The sequence below is a fragment of the Streptomyces sp. NPDC043896 genome, from assembly GCF_056435605.1.
Genome location: NZ_JBWKEE010000006.1, coordinates 318,447 through 335,832, shown reverse-complemented (window position 1 = coordinate 335,832; position 17,386 = coordinate 318,447). Strand labels below are relative to the sequence as shown.

Here is a 17,386-nt window from a genome sequence, read left to right as displayed (position 1 = left end):
GTGCCCCCGCCCCGGAAGGGTTCGGGTACGACCGAGCCCCCGGAGGGTGGGATACCGGTCCGGCGGCGCCGCCGCCGGGTGCTGTTCTGGGTGGCCTCCGTCATGGCGTTCCTGATCCTGGGGACCTCGGCGGCCGGGTACCTCTACTACCGTCACCTCGACGGCAACATCCGCAGCGGGCAGCGCCTGAGCGGTGAGAGCGGCGTGGAGAAGTCCCACGCCAACGCCAAGGGCCAGCGCCCGCTGAACATCCTGCTGCTCGGCTCGGACAGCCGGAACAAGCCGGAGAACGTCGCGCTCGGCGGCAGCCGCGACACCGTCGGGAACCCCCCGCTCGCGGACGTGCAGATGATGCTGCACGTCTCGGCCGACCGGGAGAACGCCTCCGTGGTCAGCATCCCGCGCGACACCCGGGTGGAGATACCCGAGTGCACGGACCCGAAGACCGGCGAGAAGTACAAGAAGACCCGGGCGATGATCAACGAGTCGCTCGGCCGAGGCGGCCCCGGCTGCACGCTGGCCACCTGGGAAAAGCTGACCAACGTCTACATCGACCACTGGATGATGATCGACTTCTCCGGTGTGGTGCAGATGGCCGACGCGATCGGCGGCGTCCCGGTCTGCGTCAAGGACAACGTCTGGGACCGGCCGCTGGCCACCTCCGGCGGCGGCTCCGGGCTCAAGCTCCAGAAGGGCACGACCCGGGTCAAGGGCGAGCAGGCGCTCCAGTGGCTGCGCACCCGGCACGCGTTCAGCAGCGACCTGGGCCGGGCGCAGGCCCAGCACATGTACATGAACTCGATGATGCGCGAGCTCAAGAGCCAGAACGCCTTCACCGACGTCGGCCGGATCACGGCGCTGGCCGAGGCGGGCACCAAGGCCCTGGAGGTCTCCGAGGAGATCGGCTCGGTCAAGAAGCTCTACAACCTGGCCATGCAGCTCAAGGACGTCCCCACCAACCGCATCACGATGACGACGATGCCGACCTTCCCGGACCCCTCGGACCGGGACCGGCTCGTCCCGAACACGGCGGACGCCGACAAGCTGTGGACGATGATCCGCAAGGACGTGGCCTTCGACAAGAACGGGACGCCGACGGCCCCGCAGAGCCCGTCGGCGGCCGCCCCGGATCCGGCGCAGCCCTCGCCGTCCGGGTCCGCGCCCGCTCCGGGCGCATCCCCGTCCGGGCAGCCGGAGCAGCCCGGCCAGTCCCCGTCCGCGGCCCCGTCGACCGCGCCCGACAGGATCCAGGTCAACGTCGTCAACGGCACCGCCTTCGAGAAGATGCCGCTGGCGCCCCGGCGGGCGAACGTGGTGTCCGAGGCCCTGGTCTCCAAGGGCTTCACCTCGGCCCGGGCGGACAGCGCGCTGACCCCGGAGAAGACCACCGTCGTGCGCTACCCGTCCCCCGACCTGGCGGACGAGGCGCAGAGCGTGGCGGCCGCCATGGGCATCCCGAACACGGCGGTGCAGCAGTCGGCGGACGTCTCCAAGGTCACCCTGATCGTGGGCGCCGACTGGCGCGACGGCGCGGTCTACCCGCAGCAGGCCGCGCCGGAGGCCGGTTCGGTACCGGACACGGCCGACGCCCTCAACGGTTCGGACACCGGGGCCTGCATGGAGGTCTACAAGCCGTACCGCTGGTGAGCTGCTCCGCCCGATGGAACGCGAAGGGGTGACCCGGTCCGTGGAGGACCGGGCCACCCCTTCCGCCTTGCCCGGGTCCGGGCGGCGGTGTCAGACCTGCGAGCGCTCCCGGGCGGGGACCGCCGGGCGGCGGCTCGCGATGACCTTGCGGGCCAGCGAGCGCGGGCTGGTGAGGAAGCCGAAGCCCCAGCTCATGTGCATGGTGGCGAGGGCGACGGGGATCTGGGCCCGGGCCTTCAGCGGGAGCCCCTTGCCGGCCGGGACGGAGCCGGCGGTGATCGCCGCGAGGTAGCCGGCGGGGACGGCGAAGGCCCACGGGGTGACGGCGACGCCCGCCACGACGCCGGCCGCGATCGCGCAGACGGCGGTGGGCGGGGCCAGGTAGCGCAGGTTGATGGAGCCGGCGTGGTAGCGGGCCACGACGTGGCGCCAGCGGCCGTAGTCCTTGTACTGCTTGGCCAGGGCCCGTACGGAGGGCCGCGGGCGGTACCGGACCTTCAGCTCGGGCGAGAACCAGATGAGCCCGCCGGCCTCGCGGATACGGAAGTTCAGCTCCCAGTCCTGGGCGCGGATGAACTCCTCGTTGTACCCGCCCTGCTGTTCGAGGGCCTCGCGGCGGAAGACGCCGAGGTAGACGGTCTCGGCCGGGCCGGCCTGGCCGCCGGTGTGGAAGGCCGCGTTGCCGACGCCGATCTTCGAGGTCATCGCGGCGGCGACGGCTTCCTCCCAGGCGTTCTCGCCTTCGGCGTGCATGATGCCGCCGACGTTCTGCGCGCCGGTCTCCTCCAGGAGGCGGACGGCGGTGGCGATGTAGTCCGGGGAGAGCATGCCGTGGCCGTCGACGCGGACGACGACCGGGTGGCGGGAGGCCTTGATCGCGGCGTTGAGGGCGGCGGGGGTCCGGCCGGTGGGGTTGGGGACGGTGTGGACGCGGGGGTCCTCCCGGACGAGCTCGGCGGCGATCTCGTCGGTGCGGTCAGTGGACGGCCCGAGCGCGATCACCACTTCCATCCCGCCCGCGTATTGCTGTCCGAGGATGTGCCGGACGGAGTCGCGCAGATGGCGCTCCTCGTTGAGCACCGGCATGATCACCGAGACTGCGGGCTGCTGGGCGGGCATGTCGTCCTTCACGGTCGGGTATCGGTGTCACGTTACCGCGTACGGGGGAAACGGGTGCGCGGCGGACGAGCGGTCCGGACAGACGCTGATCGTATGGGCCTACTGTTCTGACGAATCTGCCCGATGTGCCGGCCGGTCCGCACCGAGCGAACCGCCGGCTCCGTCCCCGTGCTGTCCCCCGCGGAGGTGTCACCCGTGCCCCAGCCGCACCGTCCCACCCGGCCCGCCAGGTCCCCCCAGCCGCAGCGCACGCGGAGCGGCGGGCGCCGGGCCCGGCACCGGGACGGGCGGCCCCGGTGGGGGGTGCGGATCGCGGCCGGGCTGTCGCTGGTGGTCCTGGGCTCCGGCGCCGTGGGCCACGCCGTGATGACCGGCCTGGACACCGGGATCGAACGGGTGGACCCGTTCAAGGACATGAAGAACCGCCCGCAGGCCGGGCACGGGATCAACTTCCTGCTCGTCGGCACCGACGGCCGGGACAAGATCAGCGCCGACGAGAAGCGGGAGTACCGGCTCGGCGGGGCACCCTGCCGCTGCACGGACACCATCATGCTGGTGCACCTGTCCGCCGACCGGGAGCGGGCCAGCGTGGTCAGCCTGCCCCGCGACAGCTACGCCGAGCTGCCCGCGCACCGGGACCCGGTGACCGGCAAGCCGCACCGGCCGCACCCCGTGAAGCTGAACGCGGCCTACGCCGAGGGCGGGCCCAACCTGACCGTGCGCACCGTGGAGAACATGACCCGGGTCAAGATCGACCACTACCTGGAGGTCGACTTCACCAGCTTCATGCGGACCGTGGACGCGATGGGCGGGGTGGAGATCTGCACCGCCAAGGCCCTGCACGACCAGAACACCGGCCTGCACCTGCTGCCCGGCACCCACCGGCTCAGCGGCGGCCAGTCCCTCCAGTACGTCCGCTCGCGCCATGTCGACGGGGCCTCCGACCTCGGGCGCATGCAGCGCCAGCAGCGGTTCGTCGCCGCCCTGCTCAAGCAGGCCACCGGGAGCGGGGTGCTGCTGAACCCGGTGAAGTTCAAGGAGGTCAGCTCCACCCTGCTGGGGTCGGTGCGGGCGGACCGGGGCTTCGGCTCGGAGCAGATGCTGGCGCTGGGGCAGGCCATGCGCGGCTTCACGCCGTCCTCGTCCGAGTTCGCGTCCGTCCCGGTCGGGGACGCCTCGTACCCGGTCAAGGGCATCGGCTCGACGGTGAAGTGGGACGACGCCAAGGCCGCCCGGCTCTTCGAGGCGCTGCGTCAGGACCGGCCGCTGGCCCCGGCCCGGCCCGGCGGGGACGGCGGCGGGCGGCAGCGGGCGGCCGCCGTGCCGGTGGACGTGCCGCCGCGGCAGATCCGGGTCCAGGTGGAGAACGGGACCCGGATCGACGGGCTCGGCGGCCGGGTGGACGAGGCCCTGCGCGCCACCGGCTTCGACACCACCCGCGCCCCGGGCAACGCGGCCAGCCGCGACGTCCGGCGCACGGTGATCGCGTACGACCCGCGCTGGGACCGTTCCGCCCGCACCGTGGCGGCGGCGCTGCCCGGCAGCGAGCTGCGCGCGGTGCCCGGGCAGGGCCGCACGGTGCTGGTGACGGCGGGGTCGGAGTTCCGCAAGGTGGTGCCGGTGCGGCCGGAGGACCCCTACCAGGGCGGGGAGGCCCAGGCCGTCACCGGCGACCAGGTGGTGTGCGGGCCGTAGCCGCGGCGGCCACGGCTGCGGCTGCGGCTACGCGGCGCGCTCCAGCAGGGTGACGCTCAGGCCGCGCACGTTCTTGCTCTCGACGACCTTGAAGTGGGTGCGCAGGGCGTCGGCCTGGTCCTGCGGGAGCTTGTGGAACGGGTTCTTCGTGCCGCTCCAGGTCACCACCCACACCCGGGGGGTGGCGCGGAGGCACTGCACGGGCTGGGCGCACTCCTTCGGGAACAGGTCGTCGCTCGCCACCGCCGAGCGCTCGGCGAAGACGTCGCGGAGCTGGACCCGGTCGGGCAGGAAGTACTCCACCTGGAAGTCGATCATGAACACGCGGTCGGCGCCGCGGACGGGCACGAAGCCGTCCCCGGGCCGGTAGCCCTTGGCGATGACCTGCGCGGCGGCCTCCCCGTCAAGGCCGACCCTGGCCCACTCGGTGCGCATCTGCCGCTGGTCGGGCAGGCCGAGGACGATCAGCGCGGCCAGGGCGAGCACCCCGGCCCGCCGGGGCCGCAGCGCGGCCAGTCCGGCGGCCGCGAGCACCGCCCAGGCGGGCAGGGTGAAGAGCAGGTAGCGGTCCATGAAGTACGAGGTGCTGCCCTGCGAGACCACCCAGGCCGCGACGATCGGGGCCGCGCCGGTCAGCAGGAGCTCCGCCGCGGGCCGCCGGCCCCGGCTCCAGGCGAGCGGCAGCAGCGCCACCGCGGCGATGGCGAGGCCGATCGTCGGGGAGCCGAAGAGGTTGTTCCAGAGGTCGGCGACGCCGCGCAGGTGCGGGGTCTTGATCCAGCCGATCTGGCGGCCGGCCTGGCTCTGCCCCAGCAGCACCAGCGGGACGACGGGGAGCAGCGCGACGGCCACCGTCACGGCGTAGGCGACGAGGGTGCGTCCGCGCCGGTCCCGCCACCAGCGCAGCAGCACGATCAGGCCGTGCGGCAGCAGGAAGAGCAGGGACACGACGTGGAACAGCCCGGCCGCGGCCACGGCGAGGGCGTACGGGGCCCAGCGGCGCGCGGTGGGCCGTTCCAGGGCGCGCAGCAGCAGCCAGGTCGCGGCGCTGACCGCCAGCACGACGAAGGCGTACGAGCGCGCCTCCTGGCCGTACCGGGAGACGGCCGGGAGGAACGCGAAGAGCAGGCCGGTGAAGACGGCCGTCCGGCGGTCGAAGACCGTACGGGCCGTCAGCACGGCGAAGGCGGCGGCACCGGCCATGGCGAGCGCCGACGGCAGCCGGAGCATGGCGGTGGAGTCCCCGAAGACGGAGATCCAGCCGTGCAGCACCAGGTAGTACAGGCCGGAGACGGCGTCGACGTTGCCCAGCATGTCGATCAGCTCGCCGGTGCTGCGCGAGGCGGCGTTCCAGCTCGCGAGCTCGTCCCGCCAGGGCTCGGCCCGCCCGATGCCGACGGCGGCGACGGCGAAGGTCAGCAGGGCGGCCCACAGCCAGTCGTAGCGGGCCGTGCGGGCCGCGAGGGGGACGTCCCGGGCGCCCGTCCCCCCGTCCGGGACGTGCCGGCCGGAGCCGGCTGCGGCCTCGGTGGCCGTACTGCTGGTGGTCATCAGGTCGTACCTTCCGGATCCCTCGGATCGGCTGTGGGGGGCCTCGGCGCAGGAACGTTCCGGACCGCGCTCGACGTCACAGGGTAGTTCGCGGCCCCGGGCGGCACCCAATCCCGGCGGCGGGCCCCGGCGGGCAGCGGCCGGGGGCGGGCCGGGGCCGGGACCGGTCTAGCGGGAGACGACCGCGGGGTCCCGCTTCGGCAGCGAGAACCGCGCGCTCTCCAGCATCCGCTTCATCCACGCCGATCCGGGGCGCTCGACGAAGCGGTGGACCAGCCAGGAGAGCAGCAGGATCGCCGCCAGGCACAGCGCGAGCAGCGGGTAGGGGGAGAGGCCGTGGTCGCGGCCCCAGCGGATCAGCGCCCAGCCGATCTCCTGGTGCAGCAGGTAGAGGGGGTAGGTGAGGGCCCCCGCGACCGTCAGCCACTTCCACTGGATCCTGTTGAAGAGGCCCGTGGCGGCGGCCAGCATCACGAGGAAGAACACCGCCGTGATGGCGGCGGCGACGGGCCACGACAGGGCGTAGCCCACCTCGTGCTTGTACGCGCCGACGGTGACGTGCAGCCGGTTCTGCGCGATGAGCCAGGAGAAGGCGACGACCGCGATCAGCATGGGGTTCACGCCGAACCGGTAGATCAGGTACATGGCCACGCCCGCGATGAAGTACGGGGCGTCGTTCGGCAGGAACAGCAGGTCCATCAGGCCGATCTGCGTGTACGGGGTGATCACCGCGAGGATCGTCCAGATCCCGCAGAACGCCAGGACCCGGCGGTAGGTGAGCCCCATGACGGCGAGGACGGCGAACAGCAGGTAGAAGCGGAGCTCGACCCAGAGGGTCCAGTAGACGCCGTCCGCGTCGGGCACCCACAGGGGCTTCTGCAGCATCGTGAGGTTGGCCAGCAGCTCGCTGAAGCTCAGGGGCTTGCGGCTCGCCCGGACCGTGGCGGCGAAGTTGACCACGAGGGCGGTGGCGATGACGCCGAACCAGTAGCCGGGGTAGAGGCGGACCACGCGGGAGATGAAGTAGTCGCGGGGCGAACGGCCCCAGCACGACATGCAGATGACGAAACCGCTGATCAGGAAGAAGAGCTGGACTCCCATCCAGCCGTACGCGGTGATGCCGTTGACGGTCGGCATCAGCGCCTTGGGCTTCTGGCCCCACACCTCCGGGTGGAGGTTGACGCCGGTCCAGTGGAAGGCGACCACGGAGAGCGCGGCCAGGAGCCGCAGCGCGTCCAGGACGTAGAGGCGCGGACGGCGCGAGCGGCTCTTCTCCGGCTCCTGCTGGGCGGGTATGGCTTCGAGCAGGACGGGCGCTGAGGGGGCGGGCGTCATGAGGGGAGCGGCTCCACGAAGTGTCCGGCTGGGGTCCGACGTCCTCCCCCCGGACGTCGGACGACACTCTAGGCCCAGCCCGTGGGCCGGCGCCGCCCTACGGCCGCATTCAGTGGCCCAGCCCACACCGGTGTCAGTCGTCGAGGCCCTCGGCGGCACGCCGCTCGCGGAGCTCCTTGATCGCCTGGCGGCGGGCCAGCCGGTGGGTGCGGCGGATCTGGGCCTCCTGGTAGCGGCGTTCGTCCTGTTCGGTCTCCGGGATCACCTGCGGGACCGGGCGGGGCTTGCCGTCGGCGTCCACCGCCGTGAAGACGAGGTAGGCGCTGCCGACCTGGGTGGCGGGGGTGGACTCGTTCCACCGCTCCGCGAGGACGCGTACGCCGATCTCCATCGAGGAGCGGCCCGTCCAGTTGACCTGGGCGCGGACGTGGACGAGGTCGCCGACGCGGACGGGGGCCAGGAAGGCCATCTCGTCCATCGAGGCGGTGACGGCGGGGCCGCCGGAGTGGCGCCCGGCGACGGCGCCGGCGGCGTCGTCCACCAGCTTCATGATCACGCCGCCGTGCACGGTGCCCAGCAGGTTGGTGTCGTTCGCGGTCATGATGTGGCTGAGGGTGGTCCGGGAGGCCGAGATCGGCTTCCCCTCCGGTGCCGCCGGTATCTGTGTCATACAGCCACCTTAAGTGCGGCCCGGAGGCATCAGGTGTGCAACAGGCCTGGTACGGAAACCCCACCGGGGTGTCGTGCGGCACTCCGGGGCGGGCATCCTTGTGCCCATGAGTGACTGGGACGGGTGGAACGGCGAGCGCGACGCGCGGGGCCGCCGCGATGACGGGTACGGGCGCGGCAGCGGGCAGGCGCAGCCGGACGGGGCGCAGCGGATGCGCCACGTCCAGCGGCAGCCCCAGCAGCGGCAGCCGCAGCGCCCGCCGCAGCCGCCGCAGCGTCCGGCGCGGCCGCCGGTCCCGCCGCAGTCCCCGCCGCCGGGCGCCCGCCCAGCGCCCGGGGTGCCGCCGCAGCAGGGCCAGGGGCCCGGCTCCGCGTACGACAGCGGGTACAACACCGGCCAGGTGTACGGCCGGCCCTCGGGCCCGGGGCGTCCGGCCGGTCCCGGCGGGCCGGGGCAGCGTCCGCCGGGCGGGCCGGGGCGCCCGCAGGGGCCCGCCCCGGACTGGCGCAAGCGGATCAAGGTCGGTTCGATCGCGGTGGTCTCCGTACTGCTCGTGACCGGGATCGGCACCTACTTCTGGGCGGACTCCCAGGTGCGCCGCGAGGTCGACCTGTCGAAGGTCATCGAGCGCCCCAAGGAAGGCGACTGCACCACCTACCTGATCGTGGGCTCCGACAGCCGCGAGGGCATGTCCGACGAGGAGAAGAAGAAGCTCCACACGGGCTCCGCCGAGGGCAAGCGCACCGACTCGATGATGATCCTCGCGAAGTGCTCCAGCGGGAACACGATGATCTCGCTGCCCCGCGACTCCGACGTGGAGATCCCCTCCTTCGTCGGCTCCCAGTCGGGCAAGAAGTTCCCCTCCCAGGGGCGCCGGGTGAAGCTGAACGCCGCGTACGCGGAGGACGGCCCGGAACTGCTGGTGCGGACGGTGGAGTTCAACACCGGGCTGCGCATCGACCACTACGCCGAGATCGGCTTCGCCGGCTTCGCGAACATCGTGGACGCGCTCGGCGGCGTGGAGCTGGACATCGAGCAGGCCTTCAAGGACGAGAAGTCCGGCGCCGACTTCAAGGCGGGCAGGCAGACCCTCAACGGCGAGCAGTCCCTGGCCTTCGTGCGCACCCGCTACGCCTTCGCGGAGTCGGACCTCCAGCGGACGAAGAACCAGCAGAAGTTCCTCTCCGCGCTCGCGAGCCAGGCCGCCACGCCGACCACGGTCCTCAACCCCTTCTCCCTCTACCCGGTGATGGGGGCCGGCCTGGACACGCTCATCGTCGACAAGGACATGGGGTTGTGGGACATGGGCCAGATGTTCTTCGCGATGAAGGGCGTCAGCGGCGGTGAGGGCGTGTCGATGAACATGCCGATCTCCGGGCAGCGCGGCGGCAACCTCGTGTGGGACAAGGCGAAGCTGCAGCAGCTGGTCAAGGAGATCCAGAACGACCAGAAGGTGACCGTCAGGGGGGAATGACCTCTCCGCCGGAGGGCCGCCGAACGGGTGAGGGACGGGTGTACGGCCGACCACTCCCTGTGGACAGTGCGCCGGTTTTCTCGTAAGACTGTTGCGGCCCAGACGCCGGGGGGAAGCCGCGTTCGGGCCCGTGAACCGGCGCGGCCGTAAGAAATTCGGGCACGCGTCCGCCTGCCCGTGGAGTCTGCATGTCCCTGCATCCGTCCCCGCGCGTCGTCGACGAGCGACGGGAGGACGGCGACCGGCCCCTTGTCCTGCCCGCCCCGACGGGGCGGCAGCAGGGCCTGCCGGGCGTCTCACGGCCGCCCCGGCTGCGGGTCCTGGACGGGCTGCGGATCCTCGCGGCGGTGCTGGTGCTGGTGCACCACTACACCCGCGAGGAGCTGTGGGGGCGGGACGCCTTCGGGTGGCTGACGATGGTGGGCCGCTACAGCTGGCTGGGCGTGGAGCTGTTCTTCATGATCAGCGGCTTCGTCATCTGCATGTCCGCGTGGGGGCGGCCGCTCGGCAGCTACCTGCGCAGCCGGGTGATCCGGCTGGGGCCCGCGTACTGGTTCTGCGTACTGGTCACCATGGGCGTGCTGCTGGCCGTGCAGAAGCCCTTCGGCGGGGCCGGGCCGGGGCTGAGCCAGGTGCTGACCAACCTGTCGATGGTGCAGACCCCGCTGGGCAGTTCCCCGATGGACCCGTCGTACTGGACGCTCTGGTCCGAGGTCCGCTTCTACCTGATCTTCGCCGTGGTGGCGTGGACGGGGCTGACCTACCGCAAGGTGCTGAACTTCTGCTGGATCTGGACGGTGGCCTCGCTGCTGGCGCCGAGCTCCGGGCTGCCGGTGCTGCACGTGCTGGCGAACCCGAACTACTCGCCGCTGTTCATCTCCGGCATCTGCTTCTACCTGATCCGCCGTGAAGGGGCGCGGGCGGGCGAGCCGTGGGCGCTGCTGGTGTTCTCCTGGCTGCTGATGCAGCGCTGGCTGAACGACATCGTCCAGTGGAACACCGTCAAGGGCGACCGGCTGTCCTGGGAGATGTGCCTGCTCGTGGTGACCGTGTGCTACGCGGTGATGGCCGCGGTGGCGCTGGGATGGCTGGACCGGATCGACTGGCGCTGGCTGTCGGTCGCGGGCGCCATGTCGTACCCGCTGTACCTGCTGCACCAGCAGATCGGGGTGACCCTGCTGAAGCAGTGGGCCCGCGACGTCGAGCCGTGGACGCTGCTGCTGGCGTCGATGGCCGTGATGCTGCTGGCGTCGTGGCTGATCCAGCGGTTCGTGGAACGGCCGGCGGCGGGCCGGCTGAAGCGCTTCCTGGAACGCCGGCCGGCCGCGCGGGGCTGAGTACGCGGGAAGGGGCACCCCGAGGGGGCGCCCCTTCCGTACGACCGGGTACCGGGTGCGGCTACTTCTTCTTGCCGGCGGCCGCGCGGAGCTTCCACGGCATGGCGATGGACTCCAGCTGGACGGCCAGGTTCATCTTGGACTCGCCGACGGTGCGGTCCTCGAAGTGGATCGGGACCTCCATCACCCGGAAGCCGCGGCGCAGGGCCTTGTACTTCATCTCCACCTGGAAGCTGTAGCCGGCGCTGCCGATCGACGCGAGGTCGATCGCCTTCAGCGCGGCGGCGCTCCACAGGTTGAAGCCGCCGGTGATGTCGCGGACGCGGGTGCCGAGGATGGTGCTCGCGTACGCGTTGGCCCAGCGGGAGAGCAGCTTGCGGTGCGCGCCCCAGGCGTCGGAGAGGGTGCCGCCCGGCACGTAGCGGGAGCCGACGACGAGACCGGCGCCGGTGGAGCGGGCGACGCCCAGCATCTCGGCGATCTTGCCGGCGGGGTGGGAGCCGTCCGCGTCCATCTGGAGGACGTACTCGGCGCCGTCCTCGACGGCCTTGGCCATGCCGGCGGCGTAGGCGCGGCCGAGGCCGTCCTTGGCGGTGCGGTGCAGGACGGACATGCGGGGCTTGCCGTCCTCGGTGAGGAAGCCCTCCGCCAGCTCGTCCGCGATCTTGCCGGTGCCGTCGGGCGAGGAGTCGTCGACGACCAGCAGGCGCAGGCCCGGCTGGTCGAGACCCATGAGCAGCTCCACCATGCCCGGAAGGTTGCCCGCCTCGTTGTAGGTGGGCATGACCACGGTGAGCGGCGTGTCCGCCCAGGTGTCGGGGAGCTTCGTGGTTGCGACGTCGGTCGCGGGGGGAGTCTGCTGCTCGCCTATCACAGGTTGTGCCTCACTGAAGTTGGTCACCGGTCGGAGGAGAAACGGACGGCGGCGTCCGGCAGTTCAGCCTCACACCACACCCGCACCCCTGCGCGAAGTTCGTTGTCAGCCCCCACGACGGCACCGTCGCCGATGACCGCGCCCGTCACCACCGTGCGCGAACCCACCGAGGCGCCTGCGCCGATGAGGCTGGCGCTCACCACCGTGTCCGCGCCGAGGATCGCGCCGTCCAGCACGATGGAGCCCTGGACGACAGCACCCGATTCGATCCGGGCGCCGGCACCCACAACGGTACCGCCCGACAGCTTGGCACCCTCCGCCACCTCGGCACCGGGGAGCACGAGGGCCTCGCCGCGGGGACCGGGGACGGCCGGGGAGGAGACGATGCCGCGCACGAGGTCGGCGGAGGCCTGGACGAAGGACTCGGGCTTGCCGAGGTCGAGCCAGTAGGTGTCCTCGGTGACGCCGTGCAGCTTGGCACCGGAGGCGAGCAGGCCGGGGAAGGTCTCGCGCTCGACGGAGACCGGGCGGCCGGCCGGGATGGAGTCGATCACGCTGCGGCGGAAGACGTAGCAGCCGGCGTTGATCTGGTCGGTGATGATCTCTTCGGGGGTCTGCGGCTTCTCGGTGAAGGCCAGCACGCGCCCGTCGGCGTCGGTGGGGACCAGGCCGAAGGCGCGGGGGTCCTCGACGCGTACGAGGTGGAGGGAGACGTCGGCGTCGGCCGCCTGGTGGGACTCGACGAGGCCGGCGATGTCGAGGCCGGTGAGGATGTCGCCGTTGAAGACGAGGACCGGGGAGTCCGGGCCGCCCGTCAGGCGCTCCGCGGCGTTGCGGATGGCGCCGCCCGTGCCCAGCGGCTCGTCCTCGACGACGTACTCGAGGGTGATGCCGAAGTCGGAGCCGTCGCCGAAGTAGGGCTCGAAGACCTCGGCGAGGTAGCAGGTGGCCATCACGATGTGCGTGACACCGGCGGCTGCGGCCCTGGCTATCTGGTGGGCGAGGAACGGGACGCCCGCTGCCGGAACCATCGGCTTGGGGGTGTTCACCGTCACGGGGCGCAGTCGCGTCCCCTGCCCGCCGACCAGCAGGATCGCTTCCGTCATTTTGTTCTCTCCCCAACCGGTTCGGGCGTACGAAGCTTCAAAGTTAGCCCATCCCGGGCGGTGCGAAGCCCGGCGGAGTTCCGCCCCGCCCGGCTCCGGCAACGTTCCGGTTACGGCGGCTTCCTCACTCTGCGCATGCGCGGGGGCCCGTCCGTCCCCTCGTGCCGGGGGGCGTGCGGGCCGTGGGACCGAAGACCCGCTGCTCAGCCCCCGGACCCCGCGCCCGGCACCCGCCCTCGTCCGGCGGGCCCCCGCCGCCGGAGCGCGCGGGCCGGCGCGGCGGGGGCGTACGGACCCTCCGGGGGCGCGCATGACCTGCGGGTCCGCCCGCTGGATCGGAATCGTTACAAAGGAGGGGCAAGGGGAGGGGCATGCGCGAAGGCCCCCGGCGGATGCGGGGGCCTTGCGCACGCGGACGGGCCGGGTGGGGTTACGGCAGGTTGCGGGCCATGACGATCCGCTGGACCTGGTTCGTGCCTTCGTAGATCTGCGTGATCTTCGCGTCGCGCATCATGCGCTCGACGGGGTAGTCACGGGTGTAGCCGTAGCCGCCGAGGAGCTGGACGGCGTCCGTGGTGACCTCCATGGCCACGTCCGAGGCGAAGCACTTGGCGGCGGCGCCGAAGAAGGTGAGGTCGGCGTCGACGCGCTCCGACTTGGCGGCGGCCGCGTAGGTCAGCTGGCGGGCGGCTTCGATCTTCATGGCCATGTCCGCGAGCATGAACTGGACGCCCTGGAAGTCGCCGATCGGCTTGCCGAACTGCTTGCGCTCCTGGACGTAGCCCTTGGCGTAGTCCAGGGCGCCCTGGGCGATGCCGAGGGCCTGGGCCGCGATGGTGATGCGGGTGTGGTCGAGGGTCTTCATCGCGGTGGCGAAGCCGGTGCCCTCGGCGCCGATCATGCGGTCGGCGGGGATGCGGACGTTGTCGAGGTAGACCTCGCGCGTCGGGGAGCCCTTGATGCCGAGCTTCTTCTCCGGGGCGCCGAAGGAGACGCCCTCGTCGGACTTCTCGACGACGAAGGCCGAGATGCCCTTGGAGCGCTTCTCCGGGTCGGTGACGGCCATGACCGTGTAGTAGTCGGAGACGCCCGCGTTGGTGATCCAGCGCTTGACGCCGTTCAGCACCCAGAAGTCGCCGTCGCGGACCGCGCGGGTCTTCATGCCGGCCGCGTCGGAGCCCGCGTCGGGCTCGGAGAGGCAGTACGAGAACATCGCGTCGCCCTTGGCGAGCGGGCCGAGGTACTTGGCCTTGAGCTCCTCGGAACCGGAGAGGATCACCGGGAGCGAGCCGAGCTTGTTCACGGCCGGGATAAGAGAGGAGGAGGCGCAGACGCGGGCCACCTCCTCGATCACGATCACGGTGGCGAGGGCGTCGGCGCCGGCGCCGCCGTAGGTCTCGGGCACGTGGACGGCGTGCAGGTCGTTGGCGACCAGGGCGTCGAGGGCCTCCTGCGGGAATCGGGCCTCCTCGTCGACCGCGGCCGCGAACGGGAGGATCTTCGCCTCGCAGAGCGCTCGGACGGACTCGCGGAGCATGTCGTGCTCCTCGGCCGGGCGGTACAGGTCGAAGTCGGCAGAACCCGCCAAGATCTCTCACTCCCCAGGGTGCGGCGCCGAGTGACCCCCCGACAGCTGTGCGTCGCTGTCACGGGTTCGGCGCGGGATGCTAACTACCGTTAAGTAACCCAAATTCTAGTTCCCGGCGCACAGGCAGCGATATGCGGCACGTACGTGAGCTGCGTGACAGCGGGACACCGCTGGGAACGTCCCCCCGTACCGGCCCGACTATGCTCGGGGGCCGCAAACGGCCCCGCACCTCTGGAGCATCCATGGCCCCCCTCAAGATCACCGTGATCGGCACCGGCTACCTGGGCGCCACCCACGCCGCGGCCATGGCGGAGCTCGGCTTCGAGGTGCTGGGGCTGGACGTCGTCCCGGAGAAGGTCGAGATGCTGGCCGCCGGCCGGGTCCCGATGTACGAGCCGGGGCTGGAGGAGCTGCTCGCCCGGCACGTGGCGGGGCTGCCCGGGTCCACCGGGCGGCTGCGGTTCACGCGGTCCTGGGAGGAGGTCGGGGCGTTCGGCGACGTCCACTTCGTCTGCGTGAACACCCCGCAGAAGCACGGCGAGTACGCCTGCGACATGTCGTACGTGGACGCGGCGATCGCCTCGCTCGCCCCGCACCTGAACCGCTCCGCGCTGGTGGTCGGCAAGTCGACGGTGCCGGTGGGCTCCGCGGAGCGGCTCGCGGCGAAGCTCGCGGAGCTGGCCCCGGCGGGCGCGGACGTGGAGCTGGCGTGGAACCCGGAGTTCCTGCGGGAGGGCTTCGCCGTGCAGGACACCCTGCACCCCGACCGGATCGTCATCGGCGTCCGGGGCGAGCGCGGCGAGAAGCTGCTGCGCGAGGTGTACGAGACCCCGATGTCCGAGGGCACCCCGCTGGTGGTGACCGACTTCCCCACCGCCGAGCTGGTCAAGACGGCCGCCAACTCCTTCCTCGCCACGAAGATCTCCTTCATCAACGCGATGGCGGAGGTCTGCGAGGCCGCCGGCGGCGACGTGGCCAAGCTGGCGGAGGCCATCGGCTACGACGAGCGGATCGGCGCCAAGTTCCTGCGCGCCGGGATCGGCTTCGGCGGCGGCTGCCTGCCCAAGGACATCCGCGCCTTCATGGCCCGGGCCGGCGAGCTCGGCGCCGACCAGGCCCTGACCTTCCTGCGCGAGGTCGACTCCATCAACATGCGCCGCCGCGGCCACATGGTCGAGCTGGCCCGGGATGCGGTCGGCGGCTCCTTCCTCGGCAAGCGGGTCGCCGTCCTCGGAGCCACCTTCAAGCCGGACTCCGACGACGTGCGCGACTCCCCCGCGCTCAACGTCGCCGGGCAGATCCACCTCCAGGGCGGCCAGGTCACCGTGTACGACCCCAAGGGGATGGACAACGCCCGCCAGGTCTTCCCCACCCTCGGCTACGCCGACTCCGCGCTCGCGGCGGCCCGCGGGGCCGAGGTCGTCCTGCACCTCACCGAGTGGCGCGAGTTCCGCGAGCTCGACCCCGCCGAGCTGGGATCCGTCGTCACCGACCGGCTGCTCCTCGACGGCCGGAACGCCCTGGACCCGGCCGCCTGGCGGGCCGCCGGCTGGACGTACCGGGCGATGGGGCGGCCGCATGCGTAGGGGGATCGGGGGCCGGCGGCCCGCGGGGGCGTACATCCCTACCCAGTTTTGAACGAACTCAGTCAAGAAAGTGCAATAAACGACTGGGTAGACTTTGAGCCGATGACCACCACCAGCAGCCTCCCAGCCAGCCCCACCGCACCCGCGCCGGCGGCGCCCGCCACACGCCACCGGCGGGGATCCTTCGAAGCAGCCATGCGAGGACGCGGCGCCCTGCTGGGTATCGCGGGCTTCTGGCTGGCCTCCCGGGCCGCGATGCTCTGGATGCTCGTCAACGACTTCTTCAGCTCGAACGTCGTCCGGGTCGAGGTCACCGCGACCTACCACAACTGGTACAACGTCCTCGTCACGTGGACACTGCCGCAAAACGACATCATGTGGCAGTACCCCCCGGCGGCCGCGGCGATCTTCCTCTCCCCGGACCTGCTGCCGTTCCTCACCTACTTCCAGGCCTTCGTCGCCCTGACGGTGCTCTGCGACGGCGTGGTCCTGCTCGGCCTCATCCGGGCCGCGCGCCGGAGCGACGGCAGCATGGCCGGCGCCCTGGTGTGGCTGGTGACGCTGCCGATGATGATGGCGACCCCGTTCGCGCGGTACGACATCCAGGTCACCCTGCTCGCGGTCTTCGCGCTGCTCGCCATGCGCCACCGCCCCAAGGCCGGCGGGGTCATCGCCGGCATCGGCGCGATGGTCAAGGTGTGGCCGCTGCTCACCCTGCTCGGCACCCCGCGCGGCAAGTCGACGCGGGACGCCTTCGTCGCGGCGGCGCTGTCCGCCGTGGCGCTGCTCGCCGTCTTCGCGGCGCTGTTCCGCGACACCTTCGGCTTCCTCGGCAACCAGGGCGACCGCGGCGTGCAGGTCGAGTCCCTCGGCGGGTCCGCGCTGATGGCGGCCCGTCTGGTCGACCTGTGGCCCGGCAAGATCAACTTCCAGTACGGCGCATTCGAGTACGTCGGCCCGTACGTCCCGACCATCGCGCGGGCCTCGCTCGGCCTGACGGTGGCCGGCTTCCTGCTGCTCCTGCTGTGGCGCGTCAGGGCCAACCGCTGGTCGAGCGCGACGCCTTTCGACGCCGCGCTCTGCGCGATCCTGGTCTTCACGGTCACCAGCCGGGTCATCAGCCCGCAGTACATGATCTGGCTGCTCGGCCTCGCCGCGGTCTGCCTGACCTCCAAGAACACCACCCAGCGTCCGATCGCCTGGCTGCTGATCGTCGCCAACGCCCTGACCACGCTGATCTTCCCGGTCTGGTACGGCTCGGACATCCTCACCAACAGCACGCTCGGCACGGTCCTGCTGTGCGCCCGCAACGGCCTCCTGCTCTACGCCACGGTGTGGTCCGGGGTCCGGCTGTGGAAGGCGACCGTCCTGCCGAAGCGGGCACTGGCCACCGCCTGAGCCGGA

13 protein-coding genes are annotated in these 17,386 nt (G+C 71.8%); 6 read left to right on the top strand and 7 right to left on the bottom strand.

Annotated features, from left to right (window positions below):
• Positions 1-102 precede the first annotated feature (102 nt).
• Positions 103-1,647, top strand: a complete 1,545-nt coding sequence (locus AC069X_RS11660; RefSeq protein ID WP_478727609.1) for an LCP family protein — start codon at positions 103-105, stop codon at positions 1,645-1,647.
• 90 nt (positions 1,648-1,737) lie between these two features.
• Here the strand turns inward: AC069X_RS11660 and AC069X_RS11655 are convergent, their stop codons facing one another.
• Complete coding sequence (locus AC069X_RS11655) at positions 1,738-2,766, bottom strand: glycosyltransferase family 2 protein (protein WP_478727516.1); 1,029 nt, start codon at positions 2,764-2,766, stop codon at positions 1,738-1,740.
• Between the two features lie 195 nt (positions 2,767-2,961).
• Between AC069X_RS11655 and AC069X_RS11650 the strand changes: the two genes are divergently transcribed.
• Complete coding sequence (locus tag AC069X_RS11650) at positions 2,962-4,461, top strand: LCP family protein (RefSeq protein WP_478727514.1); 1,500 nt, start codon at positions 2,962-2,964, stop codon at positions 4,459-4,461.
• A gap of 27 nt (positions 4,462-4,488) precedes the next feature.
• On the opposite strand, the gene AC069X_RS11645 is transcribed toward AC069X_RS11650, so the two are convergent.
• The 3 genes from AC069X_RS11645 to AC069X_RS11635 all read right to left on the bottom strand — a co-directional run bounded on the left by AC069X_RS11645 (position 4,489) and on the right by AC069X_RS11635 (position 8,017).
• Entirely contained in the window at positions 4,489-6,012 is a 1,524-nt protein-coding gene (locus AC069X_RS11645) for a glycosyltransferase family 39 protein (protein ID WP_478727512.1), read from the bottom strand.
• A gap of 168 nt (positions 6,013-6,180) precedes the next feature.
• Positions 6,181-7,347, bottom strand: a complete 1,167-nt coding sequence (locus AC069X_RS11640) for an acyltransferase family protein (protein WP_478727510.1) — start codon at positions 7,345-7,347, stop codon at positions 6,181-6,183.
• 133 nt (positions 7,348-7,480) lie between these two features.
• Positions 7,481-8,017 (bottom strand): acyl-CoA thioesterase, encoded by a 537-nt coding sequence (locus AC069X_RS11635; protein WP_478727508.1) that lies wholly within the window; start codon positions 8,015-8,017, stop codon positions 7,481-7,483.
• A 106-nt stretch (positions 8,018-8,123) separates the two neighbouring features.
• Between AC069X_RS11635 and AC069X_RS11630 the strand changes: the two genes are divergently transcribed.
• Together AC069X_RS11630 and AC069X_RS11625 are read left to right on the top strand one after the other, a co-directional pair.
• A complete protein-coding gene (locus tag AC069X_RS11630) occupies positions 8,124-9,491 on the top strand; it encodes an LCP family protein (RefSeq protein ID WP_478727506.1) in 1,368 nt (455 codons plus the stop codon).
• Between the two features lie 188 nt (positions 9,492-9,679).
• Positions 9,680-10,828 (top strand): acyltransferase family protein, encoded by a 1,149-nt coding sequence (locus tag AC069X_RS11625; RefSeq protein WP_478727504.1) that lies wholly within the window; start codon positions 9,680-9,682, stop codon positions 10,826-10,828.
• A gap of 61 nt (positions 10,829-10,889) precedes the next feature.
• Here the strand turns inward: AC069X_RS11625 and AC069X_RS11620 are convergent, their stop codons facing one another.
• The 3 genes from AC069X_RS11620 to AC069X_RS11610 all read right to left on the bottom strand — a co-directional run bounded on the left by AC069X_RS11620 (position 10,890) and on the right by AC069X_RS11610 (position 14,396).
• Positions 10,890-11,702 carry a polyprenol monophosphomannose synthase gene (locus AC069X_RS11620; protein WP_478727608.1) on the bottom strand — a complete coding sequence of 271 codons (813 nt, stop codon included), beginning with the start codon at positions 11,700-11,702 and terminating at the stop codon, positions 10,890-10,892.
• A gap of 23 nt (positions 11,703-11,725) precedes the next feature.
• Complete coding sequence (gene manB, locus AC069X_RS11615; protein ID WP_478727502.1) at positions 11,726-12,808, bottom strand: mannose-1-phosphate guanylyltransferase; 1,083 nt, start codon at positions 12,806-12,808, stop codon at positions 11,726-11,728.
• A 430-nt stretch (positions 12,809-13,238) separates the two neighbouring features.
• Positions 13,239-14,396 (bottom strand): acyl-CoA dehydrogenase family protein, encoded by a 1,158-nt coding sequence (locus tag AC069X_RS11610; protein WP_478727500.1) that lies wholly within the window; start codon positions 14,394-14,396, stop codon positions 13,239-13,241.
• A 242-nt stretch (positions 14,397-14,638) separates the two neighbouring features.
• Between AC069X_RS11610 and AC069X_RS11605 the strand changes: the two genes are divergently transcribed.
• Positions 14,639-15,982 (top strand): UDP-glucose dehydrogenase family protein, encoded by a 1,344-nt coding sequence (locus tag AC069X_RS11605; RefSeq protein ID WP_478727498.1) that lies wholly within the window; start codon positions 14,639-14,641, stop codon positions 15,980-15,982.
• Between the two features lie 102 nt (positions 15,983-16,084).
• A complete protein-coding gene (locus AC069X_RS11600; protein ID WP_478727496.1) occupies positions 16,085-17,380 on the top strand; it encodes a glycosyltransferase 87 family protein in 1,296 nt (431 codons plus the stop codon).
• The last annotated feature ends 6 nt before the right edge of the window (positions 17,381-17,386 follow it).